The organism is Yinghuangia sp. YIM S10712 (assembly GCF_051388935.1).
Lineage (GTDB): Bacteria > Actinomycetota > Actinomycetes > Streptomycetales > Streptomycetaceae > Yinghuangia.
In genome coordinates, this window is record NZ_JBPKBI010000001.1 from 467,920 (window position 1) to 485,831 (window position 17,912).

Below are 17,912 nucleotides of genomic sequence, written 5' to 3' on the forward strand. Positions count from 1 at the left end.
CCGCCCTCGGTGTTTCGTATGCGCAGCACACATATGCGTGCGGTGAGTGCGGCGCCGGCCGGCCGCCCGAAAACCTGTGGCCCGGGTGGCGGGGTGGGGCCTAGGGTCGTGAACGTGCCTGCGGGAACTACGAGTTCCTTCCGTCTTGGTAGACACATCGCACCTCAAATGCGAAGCAGCCGGGTTCAAATCCCGAAACCGGGACCCGTCACCTGCCCGCAGGCACCTTCGTACCGCGCCCGGGGAACTGCGCGTCCGTTCAGTGGTCTCCACCTTTCGGGGACGCTCCTTTCAGGTAGGAAAACACGGACCCGCGAACTGCCCCGGGCGCCCCTTCGGGAGCCGCCTCGTGACCATCGCTTCGATCCAGAACCATGCCGTCGACACGCCCGACTCCGTCCGCACCATCGCCCGATTCCTCGATGTGGCGACCGGTGCCACCGGGCGCGCGACCTTCTACAACAGCGCCGACGAGCAGGCCGCGCTGGAGCGGGCCGCGCACGCCGACATGGCCGCGCTCGACCGGCGCGCCTACACCGGGCTGATCTGCGGGCCCTACGTCCTCGACCGGGCTCGGCAGACCGGCGTCGTGCAGTTGCTGTCGACGCCGTCGGTCGATCCGGTCGGCGAGGCGTCCGACGCCTTGGTGCGGGCCGTGGCCCGGCTCAGCGTTCCGCGCATGCTCAACCTGTACGCGATGCTCGCGGCCGGCCGCGTCAACAACGCCCGGGCCCGCAAGCTGATCCTGCGGACGATTCTCGGCTCGCCCGCGTTGGAGCGGTGGTCCGTGCGCTACCGGCGCAAGCTCGCCGCCGCGCTCCGGCACGCCTGGGGTGCGCGGCGCGTCGGCATCCTGCGCTCGATCCTCGTGCGCGAGCGCGCGGGCGAGGAGTTGGAGCCCAAGGAACTGCGTTTGCTCGCCGCCGAGATCGACCGATTCGCCCAGGGGCGTTCCCGAGCCGTCGTGCACGAGTGCGTCGCGTTCGTGCTCGGCGCTCCCGGGCCGTACACGCGGCCGCTGTTGAGGGCGTACACCGACGCGCGAACCGATTTCGACGCGGGGCGAGTGCTGCCGTACGAGACGCTGGAGGGTTTGCGCGGGCGCTTCCACCCGAACGAACCGGCCGCCCGCGTCCTTGAGTTGACGAAGTCGCGGCTCACCGCCGGGCAGCGGCTGGCCAAGCAGGAGCAGGCCGAACGCGCGGGCGTCGAGGTCGATGTCGACTTCACGCGGTACGACGCCGTGCGGCTGTACCTGTACGCGTTCCGGCGCGGTATGACCGACGAGGTCGCTCGCGCGCTGGCGTCCCGCGCCCGGCAGGCGGCGGCGTCACTGGACCTCGGCTACCGCAACGTCGCGCTGCTCCTGGACGGTTCGGCCTCGATGGCCGGTGCCGACGAGCAGGCGCTGCGCCCGATCGCGGTGACTCTCGCCCTGCGGGACGCGTTCCGCGCGGCGGGTGGCGGAAACGCCGACTCGTCGGTGACCGAGACGTGGTTCGGCGGCCGTCCGGACAATGGCGGCCTCGTGCACCCGGCCGGTGCGACCGCGCCCGCGGAGGCCCTGATCGAGGTGCTGGCCCAGGGGCCGGACATCGTGGTCGTCGTCAGCGACGGCTACGAGAACGCCCCGGCGGGCCGCTTCGCGGAAACCCTCGCGGCGGTCCGCGGTTTCGGGATCCGTACGCCGGTGGTCCAGCTCGCGCCGGTCCTCGCAGCCGAGTCCGGCGGCGTGCGGTCGTTGGTTGACGAGGTGCCGGTGGCCGCTCTCCAGCGCCTGGAAGGCCTCGAACTGCTCGCGTGCAGGCTGGTGTTGGATGCGGAGCCGGAGGTCGGGCTGCGCATGCTGGACCGGATTGCCGCCGCGGGCGGTGAGCCGGGTCGCAGGGAGGTCGGGGCCGCGGACGTCGGCGACGACTCCCGCTCAGTGCCCGCGGCCGTTCCCCGATCCGTGTTCGAGGCCATGCCCGAAAACCCGTCCGAGTCCGCACCCGAGGAGGTGTCGTCATGAGGAAGTTCCTTCGAACCCTTCGCCGTTCCCCTGCCGAGTCGGCCACGGTCGGCGACCTGCTCGCGGGTGCGCGCCCGGGAAGCGTGCAGAGCGTCGGCCGCATGCAGGTGCTCCCGCTGCTCGCGGGTGACGCGCCGACCGCCGACCTCGGCGACCCGTCCGCGCTCGGCATCTCCACCGGCGACTACGGGACTCTCTTCTTCCGCAACGAGTCACCCGGGCCGGTGCTGGTGCCGAGCCACCTCGCGGTGATCGTGTCGCAGGCGGCACAGGACCACGCGATGCCGCGCGCGGCGCTGGTCGCGGCCGGGGCGGAGCGTTCGTACACCGCCGCGATGTGCATTCAGCAGTCACAGGGCGGGCTTATCCGGCACGGACGGCACCGGCTGGCCGTGCTGCCTCCCGCGCTGCGGGAGGCGGCGTCCGACCTGCCCGCCGAGCCCGGGTACAACCGGCTGTGGCCGGCCGTGTCGCAGTTCAAGAATTCGGCGCGGGTGACCGGTGCTGCGAACCTTGTGCAGTTCCTGAAGCGCTTCGCCACCGAACTCGACCAGTTTGTCGCCGAGTTCGAGTGCGTCGACGACCAGATCGGCGCGGTCGTGCTGATGGACGACCGGGTCATCGGCGTCGAGCGCGCTCCCTCGCACACCTACTGGCAGGCGTTGTGGGAGCCGCTGATCAGGTTCTGCTACGGCGCCGAGGCGGTACGCCGCGACGCGGCCGGCGTCCCCGTCGACCTCGGCGGCCGGGTGCCGCTCGGGACCTCGCGCGGCGGCGACGGTGCCGACACCCTCTCCCTGCTCGCGGCCACCGTGCGCGACGCGAACGCCCGTGAACAGGCCCATGCGGAGACGGCCGCCGAGGAGATCGGCCGTGCGTCCATCCTCGTGGGCGTCGACGAGGCGGAGCACGACATCGCGGTGGGCACGGTGGTGAGCGACACCCTGGTCGGTGCGTACGCGCTCGATGGTGAGACGCCGGTGTACGCCTCACTCACCGCCCGCGGCACGCTCTGACGCACAGGCTGCGGGAGCCGACCTCAAGATCAGACGTGCGCACGAGATGCTCGAAAACCGGTGCTGTGCACGGGTTCGAGCATCTCGGCCCGCCCGGCCGCAGCGCTTACCGCGCCGGATCCAACTCCCCGAGCGGCGCGACCGCAACGGCGTCCTTCTCACACACCCACACCGGGTCCGGCCCGAGCTCGGGTTCGATGTAGAGCTGGTGGTCGTCGCCCGTGCCGTGGTGGCGCGGGCACGGCGGCCACCGGGTGCCGCGTTCCTCCAGCGCCTCCTGGACGTCCTGTGCGACCAGGCCGGGAGCATAGGCAGCGCCGTCCGGCCACTCGCGCACCCACCACCGGCGGCCGGCGACCGCGTCCTCGACCACCGAGACCACGTCGGCACTGGCCGCGCCACATGCGCTCAGATCATGCAGCACCAGCGCCCGGGCGGTGTGCAGAGCGGCCTCGGTCACGCCGGTGATGTCGTCGTCCATGCCTCGATTGTCCGTCAGGCAGTATCGACGGGTGACAGTTCTCATCGATCTCCCGACCTGGCCCGGCCGTGGCCGCATGTGGTCGCACCTGGTCAGCGACACGTCGTTCGACGAACTCCACGAGTTCGCCCGCCGCCTGGGCGTCCCCGAACGCGCTTTCGACCGAGACCATTACGACGTCCCCTCGGACGTCTACGAGCACGCACTCGCCCTGGGCGCCGAACCGGTCGGCGGCAAGGAGCTGGTGAAGCGCCTGACCGCCGCGGGCCTCCGCCGCCGCAAGCCCCCGCGCGCCCAAGTCCCCTGATTCCAGCGCATGGACGTCTCTGCGCGCCGGTGCCCGACCGGGCAGGCGGGTTCCCCGCCCGGTCGGTCCGCGTCCATCCGTCTACCGCGTGCCGGCTTCCTCGTGCCGGTACAGCTCGGGCACGGAGACCTTGATCGGCTCTTGCGTCGTCCGCGCGATCACGACGACTGCGGGTTTGTGCGGGTCGGGGTTCTCCTCCCGGTGCGGGACGAACGGCGGCACCAGGAAGAAGTCGCCCGGCGCGCCGGCGAGCCGTACTTCCCGCGTGCCGTCGTGGTAGACGAACACAGGGTGTCCGCTCACCACGTAGATGCCGGCTTCCGAGTCGCCGTGGTGGTGGTTGTCCGTCGAGCTCGACGGCGGGTTCTCCACCCGGCCCATCCACAGCGTCCTCGAACCGACGGTGCCGCCGCTGATGGCGGTGTGGCCGTCCAGTTCTCCGGATCGGACGTGGTGGACCCGGTTGTTCGGCGGAGCGTCGCCGGCGCCTGGTGCGGTGTCGGTGTGTGTGTTCGGTGTCATCGTGGGGCCTCCCGGTTTCGATGGCCTTGACCGGGACCAGACTGCGATTCCCTACGCGGAACGGCAAACATCGTTGCTGTTTCCGCAACAACGGAAAGCACGCGGCGCCCATGCCGGACGCGCGGTCGTCGGGCTCTCGCCCGTATCAGGCCCGCGGAGTGCGCAGATGGATGCGTTTGCCCTGTTTGCCGAAGAGGCTGAGGACCTGGACGCTGCCGCGCCCGGCGGCGCCGAACCAGTGTGGAATCCGGCAGTCGAACTCGGCCGCCTCGCCGGGGCCCATCACGAAGTCGCGGTCGCCGAGCTTCACCCGGAGCCGTCCGCGCAGTACGTACAGCCATTCGTGGCCCGCGTGGGTCCGTAGGTAGGGCTCCTCGTCGTGCGCCGGAATCGTCATCTTGTAAGCGCGCGGCTCCCCCTGATGCCGCGACAGCGGGATCAGGACCCGGCCGTCCTTCTTGGTTGTGGGCTGTTGCGGTACGCGCGGGTCCACGATCCGTGGTGCGGCGACGATTTCGTCCAGGGGAATGCCGAGCGCCGCGGTGACCGGCAGGAGAAGTTCGAGGCTCGGCTTGCGCTGCGCCGATTCGAGGCGCGACAGGGTGCTGGTCGAGATGCCGGTGGCGCGTGCGAGCTCGGCCAGGCTGACGCCCTTCCTCTCGCGGGCACGCCGCAGACGAGGCGCGATCTGCTCGATCACGGCGTCGACGCTGGGTTGTGGCTCCATGAACAAGTTCAACCGAACGCGTACGCACTTTCTGCCCCGCAGACCTGCCACGGCGTGCGGCCTCGCATCGCCTTGGAGGGGCTGGAGAAGGCGCGTGGGCCCAGTCTTCGGCCCCCGAACCTCAGCCTTGTTGGCGGGGGATCGCGGTCTCCAGGCGCTCCAGTTCGGCGCGCAGGTTGGCTCGGGCGGTTTCCTCGTAGCGGGCGAAGCCGGTCGCGGTGTGGAAGAGCTTGGGCAAGGAAAGGAGCTCGCGGAGTACGGCGGCGCGGGCCGGTCGGAAGGCCTCGTCGGGGACGAACGAGTACTCCTCGCGCACGGCCGCCGCGTACCGCTCGTACGTCGCGCGGTCGGTGCCGAGGATGGCCAGGTCGGCGTCGCACAGCACCGCCGCGTTGCGGTCGCCCTCGGTGGGGGCGTGTTCGGCGGTGACCCGGACGAGGCGTGCGGTCTCGGCGACCAGGGGCGCCGCGACGCCTGCTTCGGTCAGTGCTCGCTCGGCGAGACGCGCGCTGCGTTCCTCGTTGTCGGCGCGGGCGGGGTCGTAAACCGCGTCGTGGAACCACGCGGCGAGGCGCGCCGCGTCCGGATCGTCGGCGTCCGGGGCCAGTTCGTCGATCAGTTCGAGGACGGCCAGCAGATGTGCGGTGCCGTGGTAGCGGCGGTGCGGCTGCGAGTAGCGGTCGATCAGGTCCTCGCCGACGGCGGTGACTGTCGCGTCGGAGTCCCCGACGAGCCGGGCCCAGCGTTCCTGCAACGTCATGGTGGCGGTCTCCTGAGTACGTTCCACGCCCTCAGCATGCCAGTCATTCGGGCGAATTCGGGTACGACGTGCCGTCGTCGGATGTCACGAGCCTCAATCCGTTGCCGTGTCGGCAAGTTCGGTCGGAAGTGGACGGCTGTGGACGACGACCAGAGTGGAGACCGCACGTGTGAGGACGACGTACAAGCGGCGCAGGCCTCGGAGTTCGGCCTCGGCGATGGCCGCGGGCTCGGCAACCGCGATGTGGTCGAACTCCAGACCCTTGGCGAGACTCGCGGGGACCAGGTTGAGTCGCGCGTCGTCGCCATCACCGAATCCCAGGTGACGGTACGGCAGTTCGGCAGTGTCGAGGGCGGCGGCCAGCCCGGGAATCGCCGAGTCCGCAGCGATGAGGCCGACGGAGCCCTCCACGGCGAGGAGTTCGCGTACACGCGCGACGATCTCGATATCCACAGCCTGTGGACGAACCGCCTGCACCACAAGCGACCCGGGCGCCTCGCGCACCGAACTCGCCGGTGCCAGACCGGGCGCGATGTGCGGCAGCAGTCGGCTCGCGAAGTCCAGGATCTCGCGCGGCACCCGGAAACCCCGCGTCAGTTCCTCGAACCGGGCGTCCGCGCGCCCGAGATGCCGCAGCGTCGTCGCCCAATCGGCCGCCGCCCACGGCGTCGTGCCCTGCGCGATGTCGCCGAGCACCGTCGCCGAACCCGTCGAGCAGCGGCGGCCGATCGCCCGGCACTGCATCGCCGAGAGGTCTTGAGCCTCGTCGACCACCACGTGTCCGAGGCTCGGCGTCCGCGCGACCAGGTCGGCCGTCTCGTCCACCAACACCGCGTCCGCGACCGTCCACTTCGCCGAGCCGACACCGCGCGGCGGCTTCGCCCAGCGGATCACCGCCTGCTCCTCCGCGCTGAGCAAACCGTGCGCACACGCTGCCAGGAACTCCGCGTCGGAGAGCAAGCGAAGCACGAGCTTCGCCGGGTCGACGGCCGGCCAGACCGCGTCGGCCATGGCACGGACCGGCCGCGAGCGGGCGACCGCATCCTGCACCCGGTCGTCCGGCGACTCACCCGCGCGTTCCATCTGCACCAGCACCGCGTGCGCGAGCCGTTGGCGGAGCATGTCGCGCGCGGCACCGTAGCGGACGTCGCGGGCGCGCAGCGCGTCGACGATCTCCTCGACCTCGTACGCCGGCACCCGCCACCGCCGCGAACCCCGCACCACGAGCAGCGACTCCTCCGGCGCGCGCACCCCCGACCACACGGCCCGCCGCAGGATTTCGGCCATCCGCGCGTCGCCTTTGATCCGCCCGGCCTCGTCGTCGTCGACGGCTTTGATGGGCACGTGTGCGACCAGGTCCTCGACGGTGGTCTGCCCCACCTCGACCTCGCCGAGCGCGGGCAGCACCTGCTGGATGTAGCCGAGGAACGACCGGTTCGGGCCCACGACCAGGGTGCCGCTGCGCGCCAGGCGCTCGCGGTGCGCGTACAGCAGCCAGGCGACGCGGTGCAGGCCCACGGCGGTCTTGCCGGTGCCGGGCGCGCCCTGCACGCAGACGGTCCGGCCGAGGTCGGCACGCACGATCTCGTCCTGCTCCGGCTGGATGGTCGCGACGATGTCGCGCATCGGGCCGACGCGTGGGCGCTCGATCTCGGCGGCGAGGATCGCACTGGCGGCGTCCTGCTCGCCGACGTCGGCGAGGTGTTCGTCCTCGAACGCCGTCAGCCGCCCGCCCTCCCAGCCGAATCTGCGACGCAGTTCCACGCCGCGCGGGTCGGTCCGGGTGGCCCGGTAGAACGACCGTGACACCGGCGCACGCCAGTCGACGACCATCGGATCGCCGAGGTGGTCGTGCACATGGCGGCGGCCGATCCAAAAGCTCTCGACCGGACGCGAGGGATCGGCGGCCACTTCGACCGGAGCGGTGCCGGTGGACACGTCGGGCGCGTCCGCGAACCGCCCGTCGATGCGGCCGAAGAACAGCGGTGCGTCGCGGAAGTCGGCGAGTGCGGCGATGCGCTCCTGGATGAGGTCGGCGACCAGCTTGTTCGAGACCTCGTTGCCGCCCACATCGGTCAGGTCGAGGGCCTCGGTCTCCTCGCGCATGCGGCGCAGAGCCGCGCGGGAGGCCTCCAGATGCGCCCGCTCGGCGGCGTACGCGGTCATGCGGAACTCCGGAGGCTTGGGCGGCGGGTACGGAGAACCGCCCGATTTCCGATCGGACGGCGTGGCCGGCGCCCAACCCCGTGCGGGGCAGTGCGGTAACGCGGCAGCGGAAGTGGGTCATCTTAAAGGGCATCGTTGAGATCGCAAAATCCCGTGATGCGCGCGGGATTTTGCGATCTCAACACCCGGCTCCGTCAGCGAACGTCGCTCGCGTCCATGATGCGGTAGGCGTAGCCCTGTTCGGCCAGGAACCGCTGCCGGTGTGCCGCGAACTCCTGGTCGATCGTGTCGCGCGCGACGACCGAGTAGAACCGGGCCGCCCGGCCGTCGGACTTCGGTCGGAGCACACGGCCCAGGCGCTGCGCCTCCTCCTGCCGGGAGCCGAAGGATCCCGACACCTGGATCGCGACGGCCGCCTCGGGAAGGTCGATCGAGAAGTTCGCGACCTTGCTGACCACCAGGACCGACACCTCGCCCTGCCGGAACGCCTCGAAGAGCCGCTCGCGTTCGGTGTTGCGTGTCTCGCCCTTGATCACCGGCGCGTCCAAGGTCTCGCCGAGCTCGTCGAGCTGGTCGATGTACTGCCCGATGACCAGTGTCTGTTCGCCCCGGTGCTTCTCGACCAGCTCCCGGGTCACGCGCGTCTTGCTCGGCGTGGTCGCGCAGAAGCGGTAGCGCTCGTCCGGTTCGGCGGTGGCGTACGCGAGCCGCTCGGAGTCGGTCAGTGTCACCCGCACTTCGACGCAGTCGGCCGGTGCGATGTAGCCCTGGTTCTCGATCTCCTTCCACGGCGCGTCGTACCGCTTGGGGCCGATCAAGGAGAAGACGTCGCCCTCGCGGCCGTCTTCGCGCACCAGCGTCGCGGTGAGGCCGAGTCGCCGCCGGGCCTGGAGGTCGGCGGTGAAGCGGAAGATCGGCGCGGGAAGCAGGTGCACCTCGTCGTAGACGATCAGGCCCCAGTCGCGCGAGTCGAACAGCTCCAGGTGCGGATAGACGCCTTTGCGGCGCGTCGTGACGACCTGGTACGTCGCGATCGTGACCGGCCGGATCTCCTTGCGCGTCCCGCTGTACTCGCCGATCTCGTCCTCGGTCAGCGAGGTCCGCTTGACCAGCTCGGCTTTCCACTGGCGCGCGGAGACGGTGTTGGTGACCAGGATCAGCGTCGTCGCCCGTGCGGTGGCCATCGCCGCCGCGCCGACGAGCGTCTTGCCGGCGCCGCACGGCAGCACCACGACGCCGGAGCCGCCGTGCCAGAAGCCCTCGACGGCCTCCTTCTGGTACGGGCGAAGCGCCCAGCCGGTCTCGTCGAGGTCGATCGGGTGGGCCTCGCCGTCGACGTATCCGGCCAGGTCCTCGGCCGGCCAGCCCAGCTTGAGCAGCACCTGCTTGATCTGCCCGCGCTCGGAGGGGTGCACGGCGACCGAGTCGTCGTCGACGCGGGCACCGACGAGCGGGGCCATCTTCTTGCTGCGCAGCACCTCTTCGAGGACGGCCCGGTCGGTGGTGGTCAGGACCAGGCCGTGCACCGGGTGCTTGGCGAGCGAGAGGCGGCCGTAGCGTCCCATGGTCTCGGCGACGTCGACGAGCAACGCGTGCGGGACCGGGTAGCGCGAGTAGCGCAGCAGGACGTCGACGACCTGCTCGGCGTCGTGTCCGGCCGCGCGGGCGTTCCACAGGCCGAGCGGCGTCAGGCGGTACGTGTGCACGTGCTCGGGCGCGCGTTCGAGCTCGGCGAACGGCGCGATCGCACGGCGGCACTCGGCCGCGGCCTCGTGGTCGATCTCCAAGAGCAGCGTCTTGTCGGACTGCACGATGAGGGGGCCGGTTGTCGGCTCTGCCACGCGGGGCCTCTCTCGGGGGAAGGGTGATGTCCCAGTGTGAACCACTGCGCGGGGGCGTATGTTCCGGTCGCGCGGGTCAGAACCAGACAAGCCCGGCGAACATCTGCGGATTCCGGATTGCGCGTCCGGAGAGCAGGCCCTACGGCACCGTACTGCGCAGGGATGAGCGCAAGAGCCCTCCTTGAGGAGGAACCACGTTTCGGTCCGCCGCTCCTACCCTGATATTTCCATGGCGATTTTTCCGCCGCAGCCGGACGCTTCCGGCACCGTTGCGGCCCCCCAACCCGGCCCCGCGCTCAGCACCCGCGGGCTGACCCGCGACTACGGTCGCGGCACCGGCGTCTTCGACGTCGGCCTCGCCGTGCCCCGGGGCAGCGTGTACGGCCTGGTCGGGCCCAACGGCGCCGGCAAGACGACGCTGTTGTCGCTGATCGCCGGAGTGCGGCGCGCGGACGTCGGCGAGGTCGTCCTCGGGGTCCCGCCCGCGCGCGTCGCGGTGTGCACGGACGTGCCGGAGTTCGAGCCGTGGCTCAGCGCCGCCGAGGTGGTGGAGCTGGCCGGGAGGCTGGTCAACCCCGATCTGCGGCCCGAAAGCGTCAAGACGGCCCTGCACCGGGCGGGGCTCGTGGACGCCGCCGACCGCAAGACGGGCTCGTTCTCGCGCGGCATGATGCAGCGCCTCGGCATCGCGGCGGCGCTGGTCTCCGAGCCGGAGCTGATGATCCTGGACGAGCCGACCTCCGCGCTCGACCCGCGCGGCCGTGCGGAGATGCTGGACCTGGTGGCCGGCATGCGGGGGCGGATCACCGTCGTGTTCTCCAGCCACATCCTGGCCGACGTGCAGCGCGTCTGCGACCAGGTGGGGGTGCTCCGCGCGGGACGCCTGCTCTACCAGGGCCCGGTCGCCGAGCTGGTGGCCGAACACATGCGCCCGACCTGGCTGATCCGGGTGCGCGACGACGGCGCCGCGCTGTGCCGCACGTTCGCGGCGGAGACGTGGGTCGCGCGGGTGTCGTCGGTGCGTCCGGGCCTGGTGCGGGTGCAGGCCCGCTCGGTGGAGGAGGGCGAGCGGCACATCCTCGGCGTCCTCGACCGCAGCGGGGCGCGGGTGATCTCGGTCGGGCCGGAGGAGTCCGACCTGGAGAGTGCCTTCCTGTCGATCACCGGTGCGGCGCGATGACGACGCACGTCGAACGAGGCAATACGCGGCGGGGAGCGGCTGCCGTCACGCGTCCGACCGTCTGCGGTGGGGTGGGCGCGTGAGTCGCTACGACACGGCCGCCGAGCTGCGGGCGGAGACGCGTGGCGTGACCGACCGGACGGATCGGACGACGCGTAGTCCGGCCGCCGCGGTGCGCGGACGCCGCCCTGTCGGGCTGTGGCGCCTCGAAGTGCTGCGCGTGACGCGTACGCGGCGGTGGTTCCTGCTGATCCTGGGGTTCCCGGTGCTCGGCGCGCTGGGGCCGTTGATCGTCCGAAACCTCGACCGGATTCTGGACGCGCTGGGCGCCGACGGGGTGACGCCGCCGGACAATCTCGGTGCCGCCGACGCGATGGCGGCGTACCTGGAGGTTTCGGGGCAGATCGGGATCCTGGTCGCGCTGGGGATGGCAGCCGCCGCGCTGGCAGTCGACCACCGGCCGGGGCTCGCGGCGTTCTATCGAACGCGGACACGCCGCGCGTGGGAGCTGGTGCTGCCGCGCTGGATGGTCTGCGCGGCCGCCGTGTGCATCGCCAACGCGGTCGCCACCGGCATTGTCTGGGCGGAGCTGCGCGGCATGTTCGGCGCGGTGTCGACCCGGCTCATCCTCTACAGCGCGTTGTTCAACACCCTCTACCTCCTCATGGCCCTCGGCCTGGCGGCGGGCGCGGCGGCGTTCCTGCGGCGCCCGGTGGCGATCTTCGGCGCGGCGCTCGTCTCCTTGATCCTGCTGCCGCTGCCGCGGCTGTGGAAGCCGATGCGGGACTGGGAGCCTTCGTCGCTGGGCGGCGCGGGCGTCCGGTTGCTCGAAGGCTCCGCGAGCCCGGGCGACTATGCGGCGGCGTCGCTGGTCGCGGTGCTGCTGACGGCCGCTCTGCTGTGCCTGGCCGTGTGGCGGATCGGCCGCCGGGAGATGTGACGGCGGCCGCAGCCCGGGCCGGCTACTCGGCCGGGTCGTCGGGCACGTCGACCGGGGCGACGCCGGTGATGCGGTGCAGCGGGTACGTGTGCAGCTCGCCCCCGGCGTGCTCCTGCGCGGTGACGTACCCGCCCTCCAGGCCGATCGGCACGATGATGTGCTGGGTCGCGCGGCCCTCGCGCGTCACGTGGCCGATCCAGACCGGGCGGCGGTCGGCGAGGGCGGCCTGGAGCGCGAGCAGCGTCTCGGCCGGTGAGGTGCGCGGCAGCTCGGCCGGCTGTCGGCCGTCCCCGGTGGTTTCGGCGTCGCGTGGGCGGCTGGTCGCGGCCCGGTCGCCGGCCCGGATCGCGGTCACCGCCGCGTCGAGCAGGCTCGGGCTCGGCACGGGCGGCTCGCCGGTGACGCGCGGCGGCAGCGAGCGCGGCGGCGTGCGGCGGGCATCCGGGCGGGTCACCACGACGTCGCCGGTCGCTGACTCGGCCATCGGCGCGTAGCCGATCGACCGCAGCGCCGACAGCACGGCGTCCGGGGCCGCCTCCGCGGCGAGCACGGTCGGCGCCAGGCGGCGCATGCGCAGGCCCGACGCGCGGCGGTCGGCGAGGAGTTCGCTGAGGATCGCTTCGTCGTCGCAGCGCAGGTACGCCGACGCGGCCCCGACCCGCAGGCGCCCGTGGCGTCGGGCGATGTCGTCGACCAGGTACGTGAGCGGCTGCGGTACCGGGGTGCGCGAATGCGTCGCGAACAGCCGGTGCAGATCGGCGGCCGTGCGGCCGGAGTCCAGGGCGCGGCGGATCGACGGCTCGCTGAAGCGGTAGACGGTCGCTCCGCCGGTCGACTCGATGTCGGCGGCCATGTGCAGTTCCTGTGCGAGCTCGACGACGAGCGGCCCGGGCGCGATCGCGGTCAGATCCGCCTGGAGCAGGACGTGGTCCAGCGGTGTGGGCAGCAGCGGTGCCAGCAGCTCGGCCGCGGTGCCGAGGTCGCCCGTCAGCACCGCGCGGCCGGCGCGGCCGAGGGCCCCGCGCCCGGTGACGCCGAGGAGTTCGGCTTCGACGAGGGTGCGGTCGACGAGTTCGGGGCGCAGGCGCGCGGTGCGCACCGGGCGGTGCCATGACAGGTCGGCCAGCAGGTCGGCGGCGGACGCGGCACCCCCGTCGGGGAGGGCGGCGAGGCGGGCGAGCAGGGCGTGCCGCACTTCGGGTGCCGTGGTGCGGTCGATGCCGGGGCCGAGCGCGTTGACCGGCCGGTCCTTGTCGTCGCGGGTGCCGACGAGTCCCGGCACGCGCGTGGTCTCCAGCCAGACCCCGGCCAGCGCCACCCAGCGTTCCGCGACGGGCCGGGCCCGCCACGTGTCGTACGCCGGGGTGGGCAGCCACTGCTCGTCGGCTTCGCCGTCGCCGGCTGTGAGGCCCGCGGCGTACGCCAGTTCGAGCCACAGTGCGGCCTCGGCCTCGCCGACGTCGAGCCCGGCGGCGACGCGTTTGAGGTCGCGTACGCCGAGTCCGCCCGCACGGAGCACCGGCGGGCCGCCCGAGCTCCATAGTTCGAGCAGTTCCTCGATGCGGCGGACGGCGGTGAACGCGGCACCCGCGGCGGCGGCGTCCACAGCTTGTGGATCACGCGGCGTCGGGGCGATCTCGGGCGGCGTCGGCGCCAGGTCGCGGTGGACCCGGCCGCCGCGCAGCGTCAGGCCGAGCTCGCGCGGCAGGACGACGGTCTGCGGCCCGGCCGCGACCAGCATCGCGCGGGCGAGCAGCCAGGCGACAGGGGTGTCCGCCTCGGCGGCGCGCACCGGGCGGTCGGCACCCCGGACGCTGCCGGTCGGCGGGCCCCACACCAGCTTGTCGAGCACCTCGACTGCGGCCGACGGGGCGGCGGCGAGCAGTTCCGCGACCGCCTTGCCGTCGCGGAACAGCGCGGCTATCGCCCGGATCGCCCCGACCGCGTCGGCGGTGGGCGCGAGGCCCAGGTCGGCGAGCATCTCCTGAAGCCGCGCCGGGCCGGTCGCGCCGAGCGCCGAGGCGAGGGTGGGACCGAGCCCGGCGGGGGACGCGCCGGCCAGGTCGCGCACGGTCCGGACGACGCGCAGCGCGTGTTCCGGGCCCCACATCAGCGCGCGGGTGCGCAACGTGTCGACGGCGTCGGGGAGCTGCGGAACGTCGCCGACGAGTTCGCGCAGCTCGTCGTACGCGAAGCCGTCCGGCAGCACGACGGCGGCGTCGACGACCTGGAGGGTGAAGCGGTCGAGGCGTTCGAGGGCGCGGGCGACGGAGGCGCGCGTGGTCGCCCGGGTCGCGAGCTGCGTCAGGTCGACCGGGACGGGTGTGGTGAGGTCGGGGCGAGCGCGGAGCAGCCGGGCGAGTTCGGTGTCGCCGCGACCGCGCAGGTCTTCGGCGAGGGTTCGCGGCGCGGTGCCGCCGTTCGCGGGACCGGCCGGATCGCCCTCCGGTCTCTGCGTCATGGTCATCCTCACAACGTTAGCCGCTCGGGTGCGGCGCCCTCGCGGGGAGCGGACGCTCGCTCGCACGCATGTTTGATCGATCCGCGGGAGACCGGGTGGGTGCCCTCGCCCGATCGGGGGAAGGCATCGTCTCGGAGACCCGGCTCCTCCTAAGCTGGTGAGCTGGTCCGGTCGAGTGAACGAGCGCGGCAAAGCAGCCACTTCGCAGCGCACGGATCGCGAGACCCTCCGCTAGCCGGGGCACGAATCACAGCACGCAAGAGCACGTCAGAGCACGTCCGCATGGGTCGAGAGGCCGGGCATGGATTTCGAGTGCGACCGTCTGGTCCTGCAATACCTCGGTGAGGTCGGCGACGCCGCGCAGCGCAAGTTGCGGCCCGCCGACCGCGCACGCCTGGTCGAACGGCTGCGGACGCAGATCAACACCGAGCGCGAGCGCGGCAACGCCAACACGCCCGCGGCGGTCAAGGGGATACTCACCCGCATCGGCAGCCCCGACGCGGTGGTGGCGCAGGAGGCCTTCCGCGTGCCCGACCCGGGCACGCGCGGCGCGCTCGCCGGGGCGGGCCACGACGATTCCGGCGGGGCCATGCTGCGCGGCTCTCGGACCGCGACCATCGCAGCCCAAATCGGCTTTCGCCCCGACGCCAGCCCCATTCCCTCCCAGCGCGACGGGTCCGACGAACAGTCCCCGGCGCCGGTCCCCGTCCAGCCGATAGGCGACGGCCTGATCGGGTGGCCGGCGTACCCGATCGGCATCGCGCCCGACGGCGCGTCGGATTGGGAGGGCCCCGAGGAGATCGTCGGCCCGGAGCCGGTGCGGCGCGTGCCGCTGAAGGCGTCGCTGCGCGAACTCATCGTGATCGGGCTGCTGGTCGTCGGCGCGACGGTCGGTTCGGCGGTCGTCGTGGTGATAGGGCTGCTGGTCGGCTTCACGTCCGCGCTGTGGTCGCCGAGCGAGAAGCGGATGGCCGGTTTCTGGATACCCGGTGTGACGATCGCGGCGTATCTGACGGCCATGTGGCTCCGCGCGAACGACTACGCGGGCGTCGACCTGACGCGCTCGCAGGCGGTCCAGCGATTCGAGGAACTGCTCCCGACCATGCCGCGGATTTTCGGCACCGCGGCTGCGATCTACCTGCTGTTCCGCCTGCTCCGCGCCCAGGCACCGGCGGAGGACGGTTGAGGAGGGCCACCATCACGGTGAGTGAGCACGCCGCGTACAAGCTCGGGCCCGCACCGGGCGCTCGCACGCGGCCCACCGCGCGGGCTGACCCGAGGAGACTCGGCAGGCAGGCCGCGGCCCGTCACGGGGTCAGTTCGCGCAACTCGTCGAGAAGAAATTCGTGGGGGTCGGTGACGGCGCCCTGCGAGCAGGAGGTCAGGCGCGGGCAGCCGGTGAGGGACGTCCGCACGCTGACCTGGAACAGCCGGTCGCCGGTGTGGAGGTCCACGGTCGCGCCGCCGTCCGGGCGGTCGACGTGGGACAACGCGCGCACGGCGTCGACCGCGACGGCGCCGACGTGGTTCCGCACGAACCACTCGGCGGCCTGCACGGCCGACGGCACGCCGGTGCGCCCCCGGTAGTGCGCGAGATCGACCTCGCCGCGCAGGCAGGCCGCGCCGATCTCGACGGCCACGGGCTCGGTGACCAGCCCGTGGTAGGTCCCGTATGGGAGGGTCACCAGGTTGGCGGCGTAACGGTCGCCGCCGACGTGCGTGGTCTCCCACACCGGCTCGCCGTACGCCGCGTGCAGCGCGCGCACGGTCGGGCGCCCGAACTGCGCGCAGCACGGCTCGCGTTTGCCGTGCGTGCACACGAGCATCACCGGGTCGTGCCGAGGGGTACCCCAGCCGGGGCGGACGCCGCGTGACACGGCGTCGAGGTCAAGGTCGAACAGCTCGCGCAGATCGGCGATTTCGCGCTGTTCCATCCACGGCTCGCCGCCGCGGGCGCCGCCGGAGAACGCGACGTAGACCTGGTGCGGGGGCACCTGGCGTCGCGCGCCGGGGCGGCGGATGAGCTGGGGGCGGATGCGGTACGCGGGCAGTCTGTCGAGGAAGTCGACGACGTCACGCGGCATGCCGGGCGGCCTGTCGTACGCGGGCCACGGGCCGGGGTGCTCCAGGATGAGCCACGCATCACAGGTCTCGGGAGCGCTCCCGAGAACGGACTCGCCCAAGGCGCGGGCCACGACGGCGCAGCGGTTCGAGCCGCGGGCTGCCACGCGGGCAGGGGCGGTCTCTTCCACGGGGTTCAAGGCTACCACGAGATTAGGTTAGGTTAACCTAAGTGGCTACGCAAAGCCCCTGCGTGCCAATCCCCGATCGGACCACCCGATCGGACGCAGAATGCCGCGCGGTCGTGCGGTGTGACGGCGGGTACCTGGTGCAGCTTTGCTCCGATTCGGTCCGGATTTCGGCCCGGTGTAGGGGGATTCGGTGCATACCGGGATCCGCTCCGGGCTCCCGGCGCGGGATCTCAGTCCTGGATGCTGCGGCGCTGGCTGCGTGCGGTGGCCACCAGGCCGCCGATCGCCACACCGAGGCCGACCGGCATCAGCAGGCTGAGGAGGTAGACCGTCCGCGGCAGCGCGTCCGCACCGATCAGGAACGGGGTCAGGGTCGCCAGCGTCGCGATGGTGCCGACGACGAACACGACCGCGCCGATCCGGACCGCGACGTCGCCTCGGCCGGCCTCACGGCCCGCTGCGGGGGAGGAATCGATAGTGCTCACCCGGTCCACGGTACTTGGCCCGTGCGGGTGTTCCCGGCCGGGTATCCCGGTGTGCCACGTCGGTCCCGACCGTTAGCCTGGTCGGGTGAACGGGGGCGTCTCGCGTACCCGGTCACGTACCGGTGCCGTGTCAGGGAGGTCCGCCGACTCGGCACTCTTCCGGCTCCGACCGTCCAGATGGCGACGTCCCGACACCAAACGAGGTCTTCCGTGCCTACCGGCAAGGTCAAGTGGTTCGACACCGAGAAGGGCTTCGGCTTCCTCTCCCGCGACGACGGCGGCGATGTCTTCGTCCACTCCTCCGCGCTGCCGCAGGGTGTCGACTCGCTCAAGCCCGGGATGAGGGTCGAGTTCGGCATCGTCGAGGGCCGACGGGGCGAGCAGGCGCTGTCGGTGCGCGTTCTCGACCCGCGCCCGTCGGTCGTCGCCGCGACGCGCAAGAAGCCCGACGAGATGACCGTCATCGTCGAAGACGTCATCAAGGTGCTCGACGGCGTGTCGAACACCCTCCGCCGCGGCCGTTACCCCGACAAGCAGACCGCCCACAAGGTCGCCGAGCTGCTGCGGGCGGTCGCCGACCAGATCGAGACCTGACGCGGCCGGGCGGCGGGGAAGCCGGATCCGTGCCGTGATCCCGCCCCGGTGACCGCGCGGTCGGCGGTTCGTGTTGCCGGACGCCGGCGGGGCCCGGCTGCGCGGTCTGCGGCGCCGCCGGGTGACGATGCCGTCCGGTTCGCACCTGCGTGTGCCGTGACCCGGTCGG

At 72.2% G+C, this 17,912-nt stretch carries 16 protein-coding genes; 7 read left to right on the forward strand and 9 right to left on the reverse strand.

The genetic code is table 11. The features are described from left to right. Window positions 1–349 precede the first annotated feature (349 nt). On the forward strand, window positions 350–2,011 hold the full coding sequence (locus ACRX5W_RS02230) for a vWA domain-containing protein (protein ID WP_436786161.1): 1,662 nt from the start codon (window positions 350–352) through the stop codon (window positions 2,009–2,011). Next, the gene (locus tag ACRX5W_RS02235; protein ID WP_436786162.1) at window positions 2,008–3,027 is read left to right on the forward strand and encodes an ARPP-1 family domain-containing protein; all 1,020 of its coding nucleotides are present in this window, start codon (window positions 2,008–2,010) and stop codon (window positions 3,025–3,027) included. The genes ACRX5W_RS02230 and ACRX5W_RS02235 overlap by 4 nt, the downstream gene beginning before the upstream one ends. Window positions 3,028–3,133: 106 nt before the next feature. Here the strand turns inward: ACRX5W_RS02235 and ACRX5W_RS02240 are convergent, their stop codons facing one another. Continuing rightward, window positions 3,134–3,508, reverse strand: a complete 375-nt coding sequence (locus ACRX5W_RS02240; RefSeq protein ID WP_436786163.1) for a hypothetical protein — start codon at window positions 3,506–3,508, stop codon at window positions 3,134–3,136. A gap of 31 nt (window positions 3,509–3,539) precedes the next feature. Here ACRX5W_RS02240 and ACRX5W_RS02245 point away from each other — a divergent pair, with 31 nt between their 5' ends. Beyond that, window positions 3,540–3,815, forward strand: a complete 276-nt coding sequence (locus ACRX5W_RS02245) for a DUF4031 domain-containing protein (protein ID WP_436786164.1) — start codon at window positions 3,540–3,542, stop codon at window positions 3,813–3,815. A gap of 81 nt (window positions 3,816–3,896) precedes the next feature. Here the strand turns inward: ACRX5W_RS02245 and ACRX5W_RS02250 are convergent, their stop codons facing one another. From ACRX5W_RS02250 to ACRX5W_RS02270, 5 genes are all read right to left on the reverse strand, one after another. Then, window positions 3,897–4,337, reverse strand: a complete 441-nt coding sequence (locus ACRX5W_RS02250; RefSeq protein WP_436786165.1) for a cupin domain-containing protein — start codon at window positions 4,335–4,337, stop codon at window positions 3,897–3,899. Window positions 4,338–4,482: 145 nt separating this feature from the next. Continuing rightward, window positions 4,483–5,064, reverse strand: coding sequence for a helix-turn-helix domain-containing protein (locus tag ACRX5W_RS02255; RefSeq protein WP_436786166.1), 582 nt, complete (start codon window positions 5,062–5,064; stop codon window positions 4,483–4,485). A 121-nt stretch (window positions 5,065–5,185) separates the two neighbouring features. Beyond that, window positions 5,186–5,824 carry an HD domain-containing protein gene (locus ACRX5W_RS02260; protein WP_436786760.1) on the reverse strand — a complete coding sequence of 213 codons (639 nt, stop codon included), beginning with the start codon at window positions 5,822–5,824 and terminating at the stop codon, window positions 5,186–5,188. 93 nt (window positions 5,825–5,917) lie between these two features. Further along, a complete protein-coding gene (locus tag ACRX5W_RS02265; RefSeq protein ID WP_436786167.1) occupies window positions 5,918–7,990 on the reverse strand; it encodes a HelD family protein in 2,073 nt (690 codons plus the stop codon). A 194-nt stretch (window positions 7,991–8,184) separates the two neighbouring features. Then, a complete protein-coding gene (locus tag ACRX5W_RS02270) occupies window positions 8,185–9,831 on the reverse strand; it encodes a DNA repair helicase XPB (protein ID WP_436786168.1) in 1,647 nt (548 codons plus the stop codon). 229 nt (window positions 9,832–10,060) lie between these two features. On the opposite strand from ACRX5W_RS02270, the gene ACRX5W_RS02275 reads away from it, so the two are divergent. Together ACRX5W_RS02275 and ACRX5W_RS02280 are read left to right on the forward strand one after the other, a co-directional pair. Further along, window positions 10,061–11,011, forward strand: coding sequence for an ABC transporter ATP-binding protein (locus ACRX5W_RS02275; protein WP_436786169.1), 951 nt, complete (start codon window positions 10,061–10,063; stop codon window positions 11,009–11,011). Window positions 11,012–11,090: 79 nt separating this feature from the next. Beyond that, on the forward strand, window positions 11,091–11,951 hold the full coding sequence (locus ACRX5W_RS02280) for a hypothetical protein (protein ID WP_436786170.1): 861 nt from the start codon (window positions 11,091–11,093) through the stop codon (window positions 11,949–11,951). A 22-nt stretch (window positions 11,952–11,973) separates the two neighbouring features. Here the strand turns inward: ACRX5W_RS02280 and ACRX5W_RS02285 are convergent, their stop codons facing one another. After that, the gene (locus tag ACRX5W_RS02285) at window positions 11,974–14,412 is read right to left on the reverse strand and encodes a helicase-associated domain-containing protein (protein ID WP_436786171.1); all 2,439 of its coding nucleotides are present in this window, start codon (window positions 14,410–14,412) and stop codon (window positions 11,974–11,976) included. Between the two features lie 301 nt (window positions 14,413–14,713). Between ACRX5W_RS02285 and ACRX5W_RS02290 the strand changes: the two genes are divergently transcribed. Continuing rightward, on the forward strand, window positions 14,714–15,598 hold the full coding sequence (locus ACRX5W_RS02290) for a hypothetical protein (RefSeq protein ID WP_436786172.1): 885 nt from the start codon (window positions 14,714–14,716) through the stop codon (window positions 15,596–15,598). A 121-nt stretch (window positions 15,599–15,719) separates the two neighbouring features. Here ACRX5W_RS02290 and ACRX5W_RS02295 read toward each other — a convergent pair whose 3' ends face one another. Continuing rightward, window positions 15,720–16,664: a sucrase ferredoxin gene (locus tag ACRX5W_RS02295; RefSeq protein WP_436786173.1), complete on the reverse strand. Its 945-nt coding sequence runs from the start codon at window positions 16,662–16,664 to the stop codon at window positions 15,720–15,722. 230 nt (window positions 16,665–16,894) lie between these two features. Further along, entirely contained in the window at window positions 16,895–17,149 is a 255-nt protein-coding gene (locus tag ACRX5W_RS02300; protein ID WP_436786174.1) for a hypothetical protein, read from the reverse strand. Between the two features lie 210 nt (window positions 17,150–17,359). Here ACRX5W_RS02300 and ACRX5W_RS02305 point away from each other — a divergent pair, with 210 nt between their 5' ends. Next, window positions 17,360–17,743, forward strand: a complete 384-nt coding sequence (locus tag ACRX5W_RS02305) for a cold-shock protein (RefSeq protein ID WP_436786175.1) — start codon at window positions 17,360–17,362, stop codon at window positions 17,741–17,743. Window positions 17,744–17,912: the final 169 nt, after the last annotated feature.